The sequence below is a fragment of the Paracoccus gahaiensis genome, assembly GCF_005048225.1.
GTDB classification, from domain to species: Bacteria; Pseudomonadota; Alphaproteobacteria; order Rhodobacterales; family Rhodobacteraceae; genus Paracoccus; species Paracoccus gahaiensis.
Genome location: NZ_SUNI01000009.1, coordinates 114,609 through 131,282 on the forward strand (window position 1 = coordinate 114,609; position 16,674 = coordinate 131,282).

A 16,674-nucleotide genomic window follows, 5' to 3' on the forward strand; every position below is an offset into this window, starting at 1 on the left:
TCCTTGATTAAAGGATACTAGATTCATGTTATGTTCGCGACGGGGTGGGTGACTTAGCCAGCCAAAGTCACCACGCGCCATAGGACGCCCGCGCGCGTGCGCTCAGTTCGCTCGATCACCTCTGCCGACCGGCCTGACAGCCATCGCCCAAGGCTTTTGACGCTAGTGATAGACAGCCCCGAAAATGCCTGTGCAACATCTGGTGTCGGCTCGCCTGTGGCTTCGGCTGCCGCGCGCAACGCCTCGACGCTCTGCCAGAGTTCTGAAGCTGTAAACCAATCGCCACCGGTCAGCTCTGCAATCATTGGCATAGGATCGATTACGGCAGGTTCGTCGATAAGGCCGACCAGCTGCGCCAGCATTGCCTCGATGCGCTCCAGCCTGCGTAGGATTGCTGCGTCATGCACGCTCATTGGCGAGGGCCATCGAACATCGCGAAAGGGTCATCCTCGTTGTCAGATGGCCGATGATTGACGCGCTGCCGGTCAACCGGTGTTGCGCCAAGCGATGCCAATCCTGCCCGATAGCTGCGAAGAGCCATGCCCGAAAGCGACTTACCCGCGATGATCTGCCCCCGCTGTATTGCCACCATCTCCACCAGCGCGCGGTCTTCATACACCAGCCAGGGCAATTCCGTGGCGATGATCCGCCAAGCTCGCCGCGCTTCCGCTGTCAGGTAGCTTGATGGTTCGCCAAGTGTACGACCTGACAGCTTCGGCTCAGACCGGTCACGGTAACGCTGCGGGTTTTTGCGGTCAGCACCGGTCAGGCGGGCCTTTGCTAGTGAATTGCGGTGGCGTGACATGGGGTCTCCGAGGTGCTCATTCGTGGACGTTTCTCTGCTTCGGGGAGGCGCGGGTGGTAGGCGAAACCATGGCCATCTGCTGAGCCCCCCCCTGCCCGGCCCAAATCGGCACATTTGCCCGGTTTTCAGGCAGAAATCGGGTCAAAACCGGCCCATTCGGCTGATATTTCATCGTGCGCGATGCAAATGCCCAATTCCTTATTCCAACACTTGGCTTGCGAATGCTTGCGCCGGTTATGCCCATGCTTGGCATCTCGGTCCTGGCCTTAGATTTACCAGTGAGTAGTGGTAGATAAGGATGTCCCTTCAGGGGGGACTGGTAAGTCATCAATGGGGTGGGTTTACGTCCCTTCTGAGGGGACTGGCTGTCACCTGAGAGGGGACTGGTCATCTGGTCTTCGTCCCCTTTAAGGTGACAACCTGTCCCCTCTCAGGGGATGGGATATTGTTTTGCCCATTGTGACCTTTGGGGTTCGAGGTCGCGTGCGCCCTCACCGGGAAGTCGCAGCCTTCCTGCCAGTGCAGATACAGCTTCCTGCCTGCATGCTCGCCCGGCAGCGCCAGTTCGGTGATCTCGTATGTAGGCGGAGCGCCTCTGCCTTCGACGCCCATCCGCCCATGCTCCCGCAGCACAAGAAAGCCCTTCGCTTGCAGGTCATGGAAGGCGCGCCCAACGGCATCCTTGTCGCGACCCATGCGTTGCGCCGCCTCTCGTACGGGTAAGCTGATACGCCCGTTATTATTGGCCTGTGGACCTTTCCACTCGAACTTGATCCACGGGTATAAGTTCTGCCCCAACGGCGACAGAGCGCGCCATGCCGGCGTCTCCATCGTGTTCCGGATCATCTTGGTCCAGTGCTCCGTACGCTCTTCGGACTTGCGATCACGCCCCATTATTCAGCGCGCTCTATGAGAGGGGCATCGTCATCAGGGTCTGAGCCGCCATGTGGATCATATAGATCTGCGACTAGCCGACGCATGAGGGCATATTGCTTTGGGGTTGGCGTCCAGTTCCGACGCCTTGAGTGCTTGGCGATAGACAGGGCAAAGCCCTTGGCCCATCCATCCTTCACGGCCTCGCAGACGCTCGGCCATGACCACAGCAGCTCTTCGACAGAGGGGCCGGCATTCATGATGCAGCCCTCCGCTTCAGAAGCTCGCGAAATGCTGCCTGATCCTGGGCATTCATAGCTTCGAACGTGGCAAAGCAATAGGCTTTCAGCTCGGCACGGGTTGCCCAGCTGGCCCAATCACGGGCAGTGGCCATCACGCCGCCAAAAGCGGGCAGCGGCCCACCTTGGCAGAAGCCTTCGATCAACGTTTCTAGGAATAGTAGGCGGTCGGCAGGGTCACAATCAGCCACAGCGCAAGCTAAAACCCTTGCCGAATATTCACGGTTTAGGTTATGGTCAATTATAGACAGCCAGTCTTGAACATCAGCCCCGGCAGCGCCCGCCAGCGTTCCGGGGCATTTGTTTTGCCTCGTCATGGTGTACCTCTCAAGCCGCGCGGCGTGCAGCTTCCCAGGACTCGATTTCATCGAGCCTCCAACGGGTGCAGCCGGGCGAAAGGGAAATGGGTTTCGGGAAGGTCGGGTCGGCTTTCAACCAGCGCCAAACAGTCGGGCGAGTTACGCCATAACGCCCGGCAACCTGCTTATCAGATACGTACATTTTGTTTCCTCACGCTTCGGATAAGCACAAGAAAACACAAAGCAATATCACCTGTCGCGTTTTAGAAATCGCCGCTTTTTTTACACAACCCAAACTTATGAGCATTGCCTGATCGGACTGCGCGTTGAACCGCGTAGTACGCGTTCTTGACTGTGTCTGGGTTCATATGGGCTTTTGCTCGGTCGCCGTATTGTTTGCCGGCCTCTTGGAATAATTCGGAGGCAACAGTGAACGCTTCCGTCTTCGACTGCCGCGTTCCGGTTGAGTAGAAAGACCACGAAGCTTCATCGAGACGTAGAAGCCATTCAACCTTCTGATAAATCGCAGCGGCCTGCCTCGCACGGGCTTCAATGACGAGCGGCGCCGCAACTCCTTGCCGTCGTTCAAAGCGCCCTTCTGCGTGCATCGTGACCATGCTCTCCAGACCAGGCACCGCCCATTCCGGAACAGGTACGTTATTCCAAATGGCTAGCAAGACCGCTTCATTCAGTGCGACAGGATTGCCACCCTCATACTCAAGGCGAAAACGACTGAACTCCTGTTCGAAGAATTGGTTTTGGTTCATCAGGCTGCCCCCAAGAACTTAGCCCAGTCGGCCATCATCTGCCGCCGCTTTTCGATCATATCCCCGCGCCGGTATGCCCGCTCAACCTCAGACCCGACGCGATGCGCCAGGGCGATCTCCGCCATATCGCGGGGATAGTCTGTTTGTTCGGCTGCCCAGTCGCGGAAGGTGCTCCGCAGCCCGTGGGGCACCGCTGGGCGGCCTGAGCGTGGGTCTAGCCACCCTGCCCTTCCGGCCTTCACCTCGTCGGCCTGCATGCGGCGCATGACAGCACTGATGGTCATGTCGGACAGCTGCCCGCCTCGGGGCGCTGCGAAGATGTACGGCGAGTCCGCCAGTCTCGGCATGGCTTCGACTATGGCGACGGCCTGATCAGTCAGCGCCACCCGATGCTCACGCTCTGCCTTCATGCGTTCGGCGCTGATGGTCCAGATCTTCGCTGCGGTGTCGATCTCTGCCCAGGTCGCCCCGCGCACCTCTCCCGATCGGCTTGCGCATAGTGCTGCGAATTCCAAGGCCCGGGCAGCGATGCCCTGGCGCTTGCGCAACGCATTAAACCAAGTAGCCGCCTCGTCCATTGCCACAGCGGGTTGATTGCCCTTGGCTGTGATCTTCGCGGGCTTGGGTAGCAGGGCGTTCAGGTTGCCACGCCACCGCGCGGGGTTGTCGCCCGTCCTATGACCGCCGACTGTGGACCAGGACAAGATTGCCTCGATACGGGATCGCACCCTAGATGCCGTTTCCGTCTTCTCGTGCCAGATTGGCTCCAGCACGCGAAGCATGTCCTGCACAGCGATATCATCCACGAGCATGTCGCCAATATGGGGTAAGACGAACCGTTCAATTGAAGACTTCCAGCGGGTCCGGTCGGCATCAGTGCCAAGCTCTGCCAGCTTTGCATCTGCATACTTCCTGAAGGCATCCCCGAACGTAAGGCCGCGCTTCTGAGAGGCTGTTAGGGCCGCTCTGGCTGCCTTGCGCTCCTCTATAGGGTCGATGCCCCGCCAGACCTTGTCCTTCGCCTCTCGTGCCCTCTCACGGGCCTGAGCGAGGCCCACGTCAGGATAGGCGCCCAGGCCCAGATCGCGGCGCTTATCCCCAATGGTCGTGCGCAAGATCCAGCTCCGCGCACCGGTAGGCGTGATCTGCAGATAGAGGCCCGACACTCCCCCGACTGCGAGCATGGCGTTCCGCCCGCTGCCGGGGTGCGTTAGCCGCTTCACTTCGATGGGGGACAATTCAGTCACCAACTTCGGCATTTCACACCCACGGCCTACCCATCGAAAACCGTAGTGGATGCGTGATACTGGACGCAACATGATGTTACGGGGGCTTGGCTTAACTCCTTGTCGATAAACAGAAGATTTACCAGATTGCGACAGCGTGAGACGCAAGGGCGGTGTCCCTTGGCTCCACCAGACATCCTTCCCCGGTCGCCGAACCGACCTGTGAACGGGATGTCTGTCCTCCCCCCACGTGATCGCGGCAAGACTGACGCATCTTATCCGGGTCACTCGGCTTTCAGCCAGGCGGCCCTGCAACGAGCATCGGCGCGGCCATTTCCAAATGCCCGCGCCTTCATGCCCGATCGCAGGACGCATCCCCTCTAGGACGGCGCTGTCAGGCGCCCCGCCCTGGACGCAACGGCGCGGACGATCAGCGCCGAGGCGAGCCCCAGGACCGCCCCTGCGGCCACGTCGATCGGGTAATGCTTGGCCCGCGGCACCTGGATGACGGCGACGACCGCTGCGGCGAGCAGGACGGGAACCGACGTCCTGGGCAGGTTGCAGGCCATCGCGGTCGCGACGGCGACGGCGCCGGCGGTATGCCCGGACGGGAACGAGGATTCTTCGCCGCCCTGCCCCTCGTCCGGCTCGAAGCGATAGGTCTGCCGGTCGATCATCACGTTCGGACGCGTGCGGCGCACCCGGTTCTTGACGGCGCGCTTGATCACATTGGCCAGCACATGGGCGGCCATCATCTGCAGCCCGGTCCGCGCAAGGCGGGGACGGTCCGCCAGCACGCCCGCGCCGGTCACGCCGGCGCAGAGGATCGACAGCGGGATCTGGTCGGCGATCTCGCTGCAGGACCCCAGAGCCTTGACCACTGGATGGTGACGATAGCGGGCGGCCTTGCCGGCCGCCTCCTTGTCGGCCTCTTCGATCGAGGAGGGCGCATCCGATGCACCCTCGGGGCGGGGGGCCATATCGTTCATGTCATCAAAACTCTCGTCAGGGTGGTCGACCGGTCTTTCGGCCAGAGGTCCCGAAGCCGGATGCCGGTCCCGGAGTTCCGCCGCATCCCCCAAACTCTCCGTGCGGCAGGCGGCCTCAGGCGGCATCCGGTAAATCGGTAACAGGCCGCGCCTGCCGCCCGGCCCCGGCTTGCCAGTCCCGGCGCGACAGGACAAGGATGTGCCCGGGATCGCCCGATCCGCGCAGGGCGTCCTGCGGCACCAAGATTACAGGAGACATCCATGCGTCGGAAAAGCCTGACACAGTTTCTGGTCGAGCAGCAGCGCGAGCACGAATCCCTGCCCGCGCAGCTGCGCCTGCTGCTAGAGGTCGTGGCCCGCGCCTGCAAGCGCATCGGCTATACCGTCAACCAGGCGGGGACCGACGGGCTCTTGGGCGACGAGGGCGCGATCAACGTGCAGGGCGAGGCGCAGAAGCGGCTGGACGTGATGGCCAACGAGATGCTGCTGGAGGCCAACGAATGGGGCGGGCACCTGGCCGCGATGGCCTCGGAGGAAATGGACACGATCCATCCGGTGCCCAACCGCTATCCGATGGGCGAATACCTGATGATGTTTGATCCGATCGACGGGTCCAGCAATGTCGACGTGGCCCTGTCCGTCGGCACGATCTTCTCGGTGGTCGAGGCGCCCGCCGACATTTCGGGCCGCACCCCCACGGAGGCCGATTTCCTGATGCCGGGGCGGCGGCAGGTCGCGGCGGGCTATGCGCTTTACGGTCCGCAGACGCTGCTGGTCCTGTCGGTGGGCACGGGCGTCTACGAGTTCTCGCTGGACCGGACGATGGGCGCGTGGGAGCTGACCGGAGAAAACCTGCGCATCCCCAAGGGCAAGCGCGAATTCGCCATCAACATGTCCAACCGCCGCCATTGGTCGGCCCCGGTGCGCAGCTATATCGACGACTGCATGGCGGGCAAGGACGGCCCCCTGGGGCAGGATTACGGGATGCGCTGGACCGGCTCGATGGTGGCCGACATCCACCGCATCCTGAAACGGGGCGGGGTCTTCATGTATCCCTGGGACAGCCGCAACCCCAATGCGGCGGGCAAGCTGCGGCTGCTCTACGAGGCCAACCCGATGGGCTTCCTGATCGAGCAGGCCGGTGGCCTGGCCTATGAGGAGAACCACCCGATCCTGGACATCCAGCCGCAGGCCCTGCACCAGCGCGTCGGCGTGACCATGGGCGACCGGGACGAGGTCGAGCGGATCCTGGGCTATTTCGACGCCTGACGGGCCCCCGGCGCTGCGTCATCGCGCGCAGCCTAGGGCCGCTTGAACGCCGCCCCAAAGCCGCGCAGTCTGATCTGGCACCATGACGAGGGATGCCCATGCCCGGCGACGCCCCGCGGATCCTGCTTCTGGGGGCGGGACATGCCAACCTGCTGGCGGTCCGCCCCCTGCGCGCGGGCCTGCCCCGGGCCCGCATCACGCTGGTCGATGCGGGGACCCATGCGACCTATTCGGGAATGGTTCCGGGCCATCTGGCCGGGCATTACGCGGCGGCGGATCTGCGCGTCGATCTGGCGGATTTCGCCGCCCGCCACGGCCTTGTCTTTCTGCGCGCCCGTGTGGAGGGGATGGACCCGGCCACCCGCAGCGCGCGGCTGGCCCCCGATCCGGCGGGCGGGGACCGGTCCCTTCACTATGATCTGGCCGTGCTGGATCTGGGCAGCCAGGCCGCCATGCCCGAGATCGCGGGATTTGACCGCCACGCCGTCCCGGTCAAGCCGCTGGACGGGCTGCTGGCTCGGCTGGCCGATCTGCCCCCCGGGGCGCCCGTCGCGATCATCGGCGGCGGGGTGGCGGGGGCCGAGATCGCGCTGGCCCTGACGCATCGCCGCGCCGGGATGGTCACGCTGATCGAGGCCGGGCCCGACCTCGCCGCCAGCCTGAGGCCCCGGGCGCGGGCGCATCTCCGCCGGGCGCTGGACCGCGCCGGGGTGCGGGCGATCACTCAAGCGCGCATCATAAGGATTGAGGCCCGGGGCGTCACGCTGCAGGACGGCACGCGCATCGCCAGCGCGCTGACCATCGGCAGCGCCGGCGCGCGGGCACAGGGCTGGTGGGCCCGCGATCTGCCTGTGGAGGGCGCGGGCTTCCTGCGCGTCACCCCCACCCTGCAGGTCGAGGGGCACCCGACCCTGTTCGCCGCCGGGGATTGCGCGGCGATGCTGCACGCCCCGCGCCCCAAGGCGGGGGTCTTCGCGGTCCGGCAGGCGCCGGTGCTGGCGCAGAACCTGATCGCCGCGCATCGCGGCACGGCGCTGCGGCGTTACGATCCGCAGCGCCATTCTCTGAAGATCGTCTCGCTCGGCGGGCGGACGGCGCTGGCCGAATGGCGCGGGCTGACCCTGCACGGGGCGTGGCTGTGGCGCTGGAAGGACCGCATCGACCGCCGCTTCATCGCCGGTCTGCGCGGAGCGTGACGCTGCCCCTCCGGGCGGCACGGGCCAAGGGCCTCAGTCGAAGCCTGTCCAGCCCTGATGCCAGCGCAGGACCGTGGTGACCCCGCAGGCCGCGGCGAAGATCCCCGCCAGCAGGGGAAAGCTGCCCGGAAAGGCGCACATGGCCAGGAACAGGACGATCGTCTCGAACCCTTCGGTCAGGCCGCCGAGGTAATAGATCCCCTTGGCCGGAAAATCCGCCGCCTGCCGCCCGCGCTTTGCCGCGATGGCGGCGAAGGCCAGGAAGGACGATCCGGTGCCCACGAAGGCCGCGATCAGCACCGCCGCCGGCAGCGCGTTGGCCTCCGGATCGTGCAGCGCGAAACCCAAAGGCACCAGCGCGTAGAAGACGAAATCCAGCGCGATGTCCAGAAAGGCGCCGCGATCCGTGGGCCCGGCGATGCGCGCCACGGCGCCGTCCAGCCCGTCCATCAGCCGGTTGGCGGCGATCAGCAGCCCCGCCGCCAGCCACCAGCCCAAGGCCAGCGCCGCGACCGCCAGCAGGCCCAGCACGAAGCCCCCGATGCTGAGCATATCGGCGCCCACCCCGCGCCGCGCCAGCCAGCGGGCGGAGGGATGCATCGCGGCGCGCAGCGCGGGTTGCAGGCGGGCGTCGATCATCCGCGCCTCCAGCGGTGGAACCGCGCGGCCAGGGACAGCGCGCGGGGGCTCACATGGGCGCGCCGCCAGGACCCGGCGGTGGCCTTGCCGGCCTCGGCCCAGGTCGGATAGGCGTGGATCGTGCCCAGGATCTTCGACAGGCCCAGCCTGTGGCGCATGGCCAGGGCAAAGGGCGCGATCATCTCGCCGGCTTCTCCGCCCATGATGGTCACGCCCAGGATGCGGTCCTTGCCCGGCGGGGTCAGCACCGTGACCATGCCGCGCGCGGCGCCCTCGGTCACGGCCCGGTCCAGCTGCGCCAGATCGTGACGCGTGACCTCGTGCGGGATGCCCTGATCCCGCGCCTCGGTCTGGGACAGGCCGATGCGGGCGATCTGGGGATCGGTGAAGATGACCTGCGGCATCGCCTGCCCCGTGGCCTTGAGGCGCCACAGCCCGCCCAGTAGCGCATTGGCCGTGGCGATCCCGCCCTGATGGGCGGCGGCATGGGTCAGCTGCCAGGGCCCCGCCACATCGCCCGCCGCCAGGATATGCGGAAAGCGGGTCTCCAGGAAATCGTTCCTGTCCAGCGGCATGTCGGTCGGGATGCCTAAGGCTTCCAGCCCCAGACCGGACAGCCGGGCGCGGCGGCCGACCGCCACGAGGATCTCGTCGAAGGGGATGCGGCCCGGGGCGCCGTCGATCTCGATCCACCTGCCGCCGTCATCGACGCCGCAGCGCAGGGGCTTCCGGCCGGTCAGGACGCGGACGCCCTCGGCCTGCAGCGCGTCCTGCAGCTGCGCCGAGACCTCGGGATCCTCGCGCGCCAGCAGCCGGGGCGCGATCTCGATCTGGGTGACCCGGCTGCCAAGCCGGGCGAAGGCCTGCGCCAATTCGCAGCCGATGGCCCCGCCGCCCAGCACGACCAGCCGCCGGGGCGCCTGATCGCGGTCGCGCAGCCGGTCCCACAGCGTCTCGGAGGTCAGCGGATCAACCAGGTCCAGTCCCGGCACCGGCGGCAGGACGGGCTGTGCGCCGGTGGCGAGGATCACCGCCCGGGTGGTCAGCCGCTGCTCCGACCCGTCCGGGGCGGTGACCTGCACGGTCCAGGGGTCGGTCAGCCGCGCACGGCCCTGCAGCACCTCGACCCCCAGCCCCCGATAGCGCGCGACGCTGTCATGGGGCGCGATGTCGGCGATGATGCGATCCACGCGGGCAATCACATCCGCGAAGGGAATGACGGGGGGCGTGTCCGTCAGGCCCCAGTGCGACGCATGGCGCATCTGATGGGCCAGCGCCGCGCTGCGGATCAGCGCCTTCGAGGGCACGCAGCTGGTGTTCAGGCAATCGCCGCCCATCGCATGGGCCTCGACCAGCGTGACCCGCGCCTGCGCCGCCGCCGCCACATAGGCCGAGACCAGCCCCGCCGCGCCCGCGCCGATCACCACCAGATTGCGGTCGAAGCGCCGGGGCCGCGTCCAGCCCGAGGTGATCGCCCGCATGCGCCACAGCGCCAGCCCCGCCCGCGCAACCCAGGGCAGCAGCGCCAGCGCCGCGAACGAGGCCAGGATCGGCGGCGAGAGGATGCCCGACAGGCTGTCCAGCGCCGCAAGCTGGGTGCCCGCGTTCACCGTGACCGCCGTTGCCGGCAGCATCCCCAGCTGGCTGACCCCATAGAAGGTCCGCGCCCGCATCGGGCTGAGCCCCATCAGCAGATTGATGGCGAAGAACGGCACCACCGGGATCAGCCGCATCGAGAACAGAGAGAAGGCCCCGTCCCGCCGCAGCCCCTCGTCGACCGCCTCGGCCCGGTCGCCAAGCCGGGCCCGTACCCAGTCCCGCAGCAGATAGCGCGCCGCCAGGAAGGCCAGCGTCGCGCCCAGGGCCGAGGCGAAGGACACGATCACCAGCCCCTGCCAGAAGCCGAACAGCGCGCCTCCGGCCAGCGTCAGCCAGATGGCGATGGGCAGCGACAGGGCGGTGACGGCGACATAGGCCAGACAGAAGGCCCCGGCGACCGCGACGGGGTGATCCCGGCGCAGATCCCCGATCCCTGCCAACTGCGAACGCAGGGCCTCGGGGCCGCTCATCTGGCCCTGCAGCAGCCAGGCCAGCCCGGCGGCAAGGGCCGCGAGGCCGATCAGCAGCAGCGGCTTTCTCATCCCGACAGGTCCTGCGATGGCGGTCCCGAAGGCGCGGTCATGCGACCCCCGCCCGCAGCGCCGCGGCCAGGTCGAAGATCAGGATCGGTCGGGTCATGGCGGCCTTCCCTCGGCGCGGCGCGGATCGCGGGCAGGATGGCCTGCAACCGCCTCCGGGGCCACCCCCTGGCAAAGGAATGCGCGAAACCGCCGCGCCTGCCCGGTCTCCGGGCAAGAACGCGCGGTCGCTGAGGGGGAGGCATCACCGGGGACAGGGAGGGACTCGACAGGATGCCGCAGGCTGTGTCAAAAGAACGAAACAGGAACACATTTGATCGGAGGCACATCCGGAATGGCACGTCGGCTGCTGTCCATCTGGTTTCCGCGGCTGGCCAGCGACCATGCCCTGCGGCACCGCCCGGCCTTGGGGCCCTTCGCGCTGGTCTCGCAGGCCGGGCGGGGCGACCGGCTGCATTGCCTGAACCTTGCCGCCGAGGCGCGGGGCCTGCATCGCGGCATGGCCCTGGCCGATGCGCGGGCGATCTGCACCGCGCTGGTCACCCGTCCCGCCTGTCCGGAGGCCGAGGCGGCGGCGCTGGCCGGGCTCTGCCGGTGGACGGGGCGCTATGCGCCCCTGGTGGCGCCGGACGGGCCGGACGGGCTGATCGCCGACATCACCGGGGTCGCGCATCTCTTCGGTGGCGAGGCCGAGCTGCTGGACGACCTGCAGGCCCGGCTGGACCGGGGCGGCATCACCGCCCGCAGCGGCATCGCCGGAACGCGGGGCGCGGCCCATGCGCAGGCCCGCCACGGCGGCGGGATCATCGCGCCCGAGGCCCTCGTGCCGACGATGGCGGTCCTGCCAGTGGCGGCGCTGCGCATCGAGGCCGAGATGGCGCAGGCCCTGGCCCGCAGCGGCCTGTCGCGCATCGGCGATCTGGTCGCCCTGCCCCGGGCGCCCCTGGCACGGCGCTTCGGCCCGGATCTGGTGCGGCGGCTGGATCAGGCCCTGGGCCATCTGCCCGAGCCGGTCGGAGCCCCGCCTCGGCAGGCCCGTTTCGGCGCCCGCATGATCCTGCCCGAGCCCATCGGGCGGCATGCCGATGTCATGGCGGGGCTGGGCCGGCTGCTGGAGCAGCTTTGCGCGCAGCTGGCAGCCCGGGCGATGGGCGCGCGGCGGCTGCAGCTGGACCTGCAGCGGGTGGATCATGCCACCCTTCACGTGCAGATCGGGCTGGCCCGGCCCCTGCGCGACCCGGCACGGATCGCGGCGCTCTTCTCGGCCAAGGTCGCGGATCTGGATGCGGGCTTCGGCATCGAGGCCCTGCGGCTGAGCGCCCCGGTGACCGAGCCTCTGGCCCCCGAGCAGATCACCACCCGGGGCGGCAACCCGGCGCGCGACGACATGGCCGACCTGATTTCCCGGCTTGGCAACCGCATCGGCTTTGCGGGCGTGCAGCGCCTGCACCCTGCCCCCAGCCTGACGCCCGAGCGCAGCTTCCGCCTGTCCCCGGCCACCGGAGCACCCGACCCGGACCCCGCCCCTGTCCCCAACGCGGGACCACCCCGGCCCATCGCGCTCTTTCCGCCCGAGCCGGTGCTGGGCGCCACCGGCCATCCTCCCGTCCGCTTCCGCTGGCGCCGGACCAGCTTCACCACCCTGCGCGCCACCGGGCCCGAGCGGATCGCCCCGGAATGGTGGCTGGACGATCCCGCCTGGCAGGGCGGCCTGCGCAACTACTGGCGCATCGAGACGGCCCAGGGCCCGCGCCTGTGGATGTTCCACACCCCCCGCCAGGACCACTGGTCCGTGCAGGGCGAATTCGCATGACCGGGCCTGCCGGGACATGGGCCGAAACATGGGCCGGCGCGCAGGGGGCCGCCTGCTGCCCTCCCGCCCCCCAACCTTCCGCCCCCGCCTATGCAGAACTCTGCGTGACCACGAATTTCACCTTCCTCACCGGCGCCTCGCATCCCGAAGAGCTGATGACCCGTGCCGCCGAACTGGGCCTGCCCGCCATCGCCATCACCGACCGCAATTCGGTCGCGGGCGTGGTCCGGGCCTTTTCGGCGCTGAAGGAGCTGACCCGGCTGCGCGCCGAGGCCCGGGCGGCAAGCGGGGCGGCCCAGGGGCCGGTGATCCGCTCGCAGCGGGTGACCGATCACTCCAGCCGCCAGACCGTGGCGCATTTCACCGGCGAAACCCCGGCGCCCGCGCCCTCGGACCAGCCGCTGCCGCGCCTGATCGCGGGGGCGCGGCTGGTGCTGACCGACAGCCCGGTCGAGTGGCTGGCCCTGCCCACCGACCTGCCCGCCTGGTCGCGGCTGACGCGGCTTCTGTCCCTGGGCAAGCGGCGGGCGGAAAAGGGCGACTGCCTGATCTCGGCCGCCGATCTTCTGGACGGGGGCGAGGGCCTGATCCTGATCGCCCGCCCCCCCGATCCGCTGGCCTCGTCCCTGCCGGTCGCCGCCGACATCGCCCGGATGGGCCGGGCCTTTCCGGGCTGCGTCTTTCTGGGCGCGGCACCCGGCTACGACGGGCAGGACCGGATGCGGCTGGAGCGGATGGCGGATCTGGCGCAGGCCACGGGCGCGCCGATGGTGGCGGTGGGCGAGGTCCTGATGCACCGCGCCCATCGCCGCCCGCTGGCCGATGTGCTGACCTGCCTGCGGATCGGCTGCACCATCCACCAGCTTGGCCTGCGCCGCCTGCCCAATGCCGAGCGGCGGCTGAAATCGGGCGCCGACATGATCCGGCTGTTCCACCGCCACCCGCAGGCGCTGGACCTGACGCTGGACATCGCCGCACGCTGCAGCTTCCGGCTGGACGACCTGACCTATCACTATCCCGACGAGGCGCGCGACGGAGAGCCTGCGCAGGACCGGCTGGCCCGGCTGGCCGCCAAGGGGCTGCGCTGGCGCTATCCGGGCGGCGCCTCGGAGGCGATCACCGCCCGGGTCGACAAGGAGCTGGGGCTGATCGCCGTCATGGGATACGCGCCCTATTTCCTGACCGTGCACGACATCGTGGACTTTGCCCGGACGCGCGGCATCCTGTGCCAGGGGCGCGGCTCGGCGGCCAATTCGGTGATCTGCTACCTGCTGGGTATCACCGAGGTGCCACCCGAATCGATCACCCTGATCTTCGAGCGCTTCATCAGCCGCGAGCGCGGCGAGCCCCCCGACATCGACGTGGATTTCGAGCACGAGCGGCGCGAAGAGGTGATCCAGCACATCTATGACCGCTATGGCCGCGAGCGGGCCGGGCTGACCGCGACGGTGATCCATTTCCGCACGCGCGCCGCGATCCGCGAGGTGGGCAAGGTCATGGGCCTGTCGCCCGACGTGCTGGCGGCCCTGTCGGGGCAGATCTGGGGGTTTTCCTCGGACGCGCCCAAGGATGACCGGCTGCGTGCCGCAGGGCTGGACCCGACCGACCCGCATCTGGCGCTGACCCTGCGGCTGATCGGCGAGATCATCGGCTTTCCCCGCCATCTCAGCCAGCATGTCGGCGGCTTCGTCATCACCCATGGCCGCCTGGACGAGCTGTGCCCGATCGAGAATGCGGCGATGGCCGACCGGACCATCATCGAATGGGACAAGGACGACATCGACGCGCTTGGCCTGATGAAGGTCGATGTGCTGGCGCTTGGCATGCTGACCGCGATCCGCAAGGCCTTCGGTCTGCTGAAGGACCACGAGGGGCTGTCGCACGATCTGGCAAACGTCCCGCAGGCCGATGCCTCGGTCTACGACATGCTGTGCCGCGCCGATGCGGTGGGGGTGTTCCAAGTGGAAAGCCGGGCGCAGCTGAACTTCCTGCCCCGGATGCGGCCGCGCAATCTGTATGATCTGGTCTGCGAGGTGGCCATCGTCCGCCCCGGCCCGATCCAGGGCGGCATGGTCCATCCCTTCCTGTCGCGCCGGCGCGGGCTGCAGCCGGTCGAGGATCTGGGGCCGGCGCTGAACAAGGTGCTGGCGCGCACCTACGGGGTGCCGCTGTTCCAGGAGCAAGCCATGCAGATCGCCGTCGTGGGCGCGGGCTTCACCCCGTCCGAGGCCGACCTGCTGCGCCGCAGCCTGGCCACCTTCAAGCGCATGGGCACCATCGGCGGCTTTCGCGACCGCTTCGTCACCGGCATGTGCGATCGCGGCTATGACGCGGATTTCGCGCAGCGCTGCTTCGCGCAGATCGAGGGCTTCGGATCCTACGGCTTTCCCGAAAGCCATGCGGCCAGCTTCGCGCGGCTGGTCTATGTCTCGGCTTGGCTCAAGCGGCACCATCAGGCGGCCTTCACCTGCGCCCTGCTGAACTCGCAGCCCATGGGGTTCTATGCCCCCGCGCAGCTGGTCCGCGATGCCCGCGACCGGGGCGTCGAGGTGCGGCCGGTCTGCGTGAACGGCAGCCTGTGGGACAACATCCTGGAACGGCGCGGGGACGGCGCGCTGGCCCTGCGGCTTGGGTTTCGCCAGATCAAGGGGCTGCGGGCCGAGGATGCGGACTGGATCGTGGCCGCCCGCGCGAACGGCTATCCCGATGTGGAAAGTGTCTGGCGCCGCGCGGGCGTGCGTCCCGATGCGCTGGAGCGGCTGGCCGAGGGCGATGCCTTCACCGCGCTTGGCCTGTCGCGGCGCGATGCGCTGTGGGCGGCGCGGGCGCTGCGCACACCCAAGCCTTTGCCGCTGTTCGGCGCCGATGGCGAGGGCGGGATCGAGCCCGCCGTGACGCTGCCGCCGATGACCCTGGGCCAGTCGGTGATCGAGGATTACCTGTCGCTGCGCCTCAGCCTGCGCGCCCATCCGCTGGCGATCCTGCGCCAGCGCCTGCCCGAAAGCCTGCCCCATGCCCGGCTGGACGCGGCCCGGGGCCGGGTCACCGTCACCGGCCTCGTCATCACCCGCCAGCGCCCCGGCACCGCCTCGGGGGTGATCTTCCTGACGCTGGAGGACGAGACGGGCAGCTCGAACGTCGTCGTCTGGTCCCGCGTCTACGAGGCCTTCCGCAGCGCTGTCGTGGCCGGGCGCCTGCTGCGCGTCCGGGGCCGGATCGAGCGCGACGGGCCGGTGGTCCATGTCATCGCCGAGGCGATCGAGGACCTGTCGCCCTGGCTCTCGACCCTGGGCCAGCCGGTGCCGTCCGGGGCCGGGCCCGCGCCGGGGCCCGACGCCCGGCGTGGCGGTCCGGCCCGGGCCGGCAGCGCCGCGCAGCATCCGCGCGCGCAGGCGGCCAAGCTGTTTCCCAGCCGGGATTTTCACTGACGCCTGACCCCTCCGGTTCCGTCACCGCAATGTCACCCGCCCGTCGGCCAACGGTCATGAAGGGCCGCTAGACGGCACCCATGACACCCGGAGGCTTCATGCTGGACATTCAAGACGCGACCCGGTTCTTCGGCCAGAAGGCTGCCGTCGACCGCGTGTCCTTCCGCATCGACGGACCGGCCTTCGTCGGCATCATCGGCCGCTCGGGCGCGGGCAAGTCCACGCTGCTCAGGATGATGAACGGGCTGACACCCGCCAGCTCGGGGAAGATCCTGGTCGAGGGGCGCGACGTGCTGGCCCTGCGCGGCGCCGAGGCGCGGGTCTGGCAAAGTGACTGCGCGATGATCTTCCAGCAGTTCAACCTGGTCGGGCGCATGGACGTGGTGTCGAACGTGCTGCACGGCATCCTGAACCGCCGGTCCACCTGGCAGACCGTGCTGAACCTGTGGCCCCGCGCCGACATCGTCCGCGCGCTGGAGATCCTGGATCGCCTCGGCATCGCCGAGCAGGCCCCCAAGCGGGCCGAGGCCCTGTCGGGCGGCCAGCAGCAGCGCGTGGCCATCGCCCGCGCCCTGATGCAGGACCCCCGGATCATCCTGGCCGACGAGCCCATCGCCAGCCTGGACCCGATGAACGCGCAGATCGTGATGGACACGCTGAAACGCATCAACATCGAGGATGGCCGCATGGTCATCGCCAACCTGCACACGCTGGACACCGCGCGGCGCTATTGCGACCGGGTGATCGGCATGCGCGACGGGCGCGTGGTCTTCGACGGCCTGCCCGAACAGCTGACCACCAACGTGGCGCGCGAGATCTATGGCGCCGATGCGGATTTCAACGAATCCGCCACCTCGACCGCCATCACCCCCGATCCCAGCCCGAAATCCGACAAGGACGCCGAATACGCGGCGCAGATGCTGGCCTGAACCC

15 protein-coding genes are annotated in these 16,674 nt (G+C 68.2%); 5 read left to right on the forward strand and 10 right to left on the reverse strand.

Translation table 11 applies throughout. The features are described 5' to 3' along the window. Nucleotides 1-53: 53 nt before the first annotated feature. The 8 genes from FA743_RS10970 to FA743_RS11005 all read right to left on the reverse strand — a co-directional run bounded on the left by FA743_RS10970 (nt 54) and on the right by FA743_RS11005 (nt 5,258). A complete protein-coding gene (locus FA743_RS10970) occupies nt 54-413 on the reverse strand; it encodes a hypothetical protein (protein ID WP_136886146.1) in 360 nt (119 codons plus the stop codon). Next, on the reverse strand, nt 410-805 hold the full coding sequence (locus FA743_RS10975; RefSeq protein ID WP_136886147.1) for a hypothetical protein: 396 nt from the start codon (nt 803-805) through the stop codon (nt 410-412). The genes FA743_RS10970 and FA743_RS10975 overlap by 4 nt, the downstream gene beginning before the upstream one ends. 387 nt (nt 806-1,192) lie before the next feature. Next, nucleotides 1,193-1,651 carry a MarR family transcriptional regulator gene (locus FA743_RS10980; RefSeq protein WP_136886148.1) on the reverse strand — a complete coding sequence of 153 codons (459 nt, stop codon included), beginning with the start codon at nt 1,649-1,651 and terminating at the stop codon, nt 1,193-1,195. A 283-nt stretch (nt 1,652-1,934) separates the two neighbouring features. After that, a complete protein-coding gene (locus FA743_RS20310) occupies nt 1,935-2,294 on the reverse strand; it encodes a hypothetical protein (RefSeq protein WP_169308848.1) in 360 nt (119 codons plus the stop codon). Nucleotides 2,295-2,304: 10 nt separating this feature from the next. Beyond that, on the reverse strand, nt 2,305-2,478 hold the full coding sequence (locus tag FA743_RS20900) for a helix-turn-helix transcriptional regulator (protein WP_136886150.1): 174 nt from the start codon (nt 2,476-2,478) through the stop codon (nt 2,305-2,307). A gap of 61 nt (nt 2,479-2,539) precedes the next feature. Next, nucleotides 2,540-3,043 (reverse strand): hypothetical protein, encoded by a 504-nt coding sequence (locus FA743_RS10995; RefSeq protein ID WP_136886151.1) that lies wholly within the window; start codon nt 3,041-3,043, stop codon nt 2,540-2,542. Then, nucleotides 3,043-4,302: a tyrosine-type recombinase/integrase gene (locus tag FA743_RS11000; RefSeq protein ID WP_136886186.1), complete on the reverse strand. Its 1,260-nt coding sequence runs from the start codon at nt 4,300-4,302 to the stop codon at nt 3,043-3,045. The genes FA743_RS10995 and FA743_RS11000 overlap by 1 nt, the downstream gene beginning before the upstream one ends. 347 nt (nt 4,303-4,649) lie before the next feature. After that, nucleotides 4,650-5,258 (reverse strand): phosphatase PAP2 family protein, encoded by a 609-nt coding sequence (locus FA743_RS11005; protein WP_136886152.1) that lies wholly within the window; start codon nt 5,256-5,258, stop codon nt 4,650-4,652. Between the two features lie 261 nt (nt 5,259-5,519). Here FA743_RS11005 and FA743_RS11010 point away from each other — a divergent pair, with 261 nt between their 5' ends. Both FA743_RS11010 and FA743_RS11015 read left to right on the forward strand, forming a co-directional pair. Continuing rightward, entirely contained in the window at nt 5,520-6,527 is a 1,008-nt protein-coding gene (locus FA743_RS11010) for a class 1 fructose-bisphosphatase (protein ID WP_136886153.1), read from the forward strand. 98 nt (nt 6,528-6,625) lie between these two features. Beyond that, the gene (locus FA743_RS11015) at nt 6,626-7,723 is read left to right on the forward strand and encodes an FAD-dependent oxidoreductase (protein WP_169308855.1); all 1,098 of its coding nucleotides are present in this window, start codon (nt 6,626-6,628) and stop codon (nt 7,721-7,723) included. A 33-nt stretch (nt 7,724-7,756) separates the two neighbouring features. Here FA743_RS11015 and FA743_RS11020 read toward each other — a convergent pair whose 3' ends face one another. Both FA743_RS11020 and FA743_RS11025 read right to left on the reverse strand, forming a co-directional pair. Next, a complete protein-coding gene (locus FA743_RS11020; protein ID WP_136886155.1) occupies nt 7,757-8,362 on the reverse strand; it encodes a CDP-alcohol phosphatidyltransferase family protein in 606 nt (201 codons plus the stop codon). Continuing rightward, complete coding sequence (locus FA743_RS11025) at nt 8,359-10,503, reverse strand: FAD-dependent oxidoreductase (RefSeq protein WP_136886156.1); 2,145 nt, start codon at nt 10,501-10,503, stop codon at nt 8,359-8,361. Before FA743_RS11025 ends, FA743_RS11020 begins: the two co-directional genes overlap by 4 nt. Before the next feature lie 331 nt (nt 10,504-10,834). Between FA743_RS11025 and FA743_RS11030 the strand changes: the two genes are divergently transcribed. From FA743_RS11030 to phnC, 3 genes are all read left to right on the forward strand, one after another. Then, nucleotides 10,835-12,313: a Y-family DNA polymerase gene (locus FA743_RS11030; RefSeq protein WP_136886157.1), complete on the forward strand. Its 1,479-nt coding sequence runs from the start codon at nt 10,835-10,837 to the stop codon at nt 12,311-12,313. Then, on the forward strand, nt 12,310-15,741 hold the full coding sequence (locus FA743_RS11035) for an error-prone DNA polymerase (protein ID WP_136886158.1): 3,432 nt from the start codon (nt 12,310-12,312) through the stop codon (nt 15,739-15,741). The genes FA743_RS11030 and FA743_RS11035 overlap by 4 nt, the downstream gene beginning before the upstream one ends. A 98-nt stretch (nt 15,742-15,839) precedes the next feature. Next, on the forward strand, nt 15,840-16,670 hold the full coding sequence (gene phnC, locus FA743_RS11040) for a phosphonate ABC transporter ATP-binding protein (protein ID WP_136886159.1): 831 nt from the start codon (nt 15,840-15,842) through the stop codon (nt 16,668-16,670). Nucleotides 16,671-16,674 lie beyond the last annotated feature (4 nt).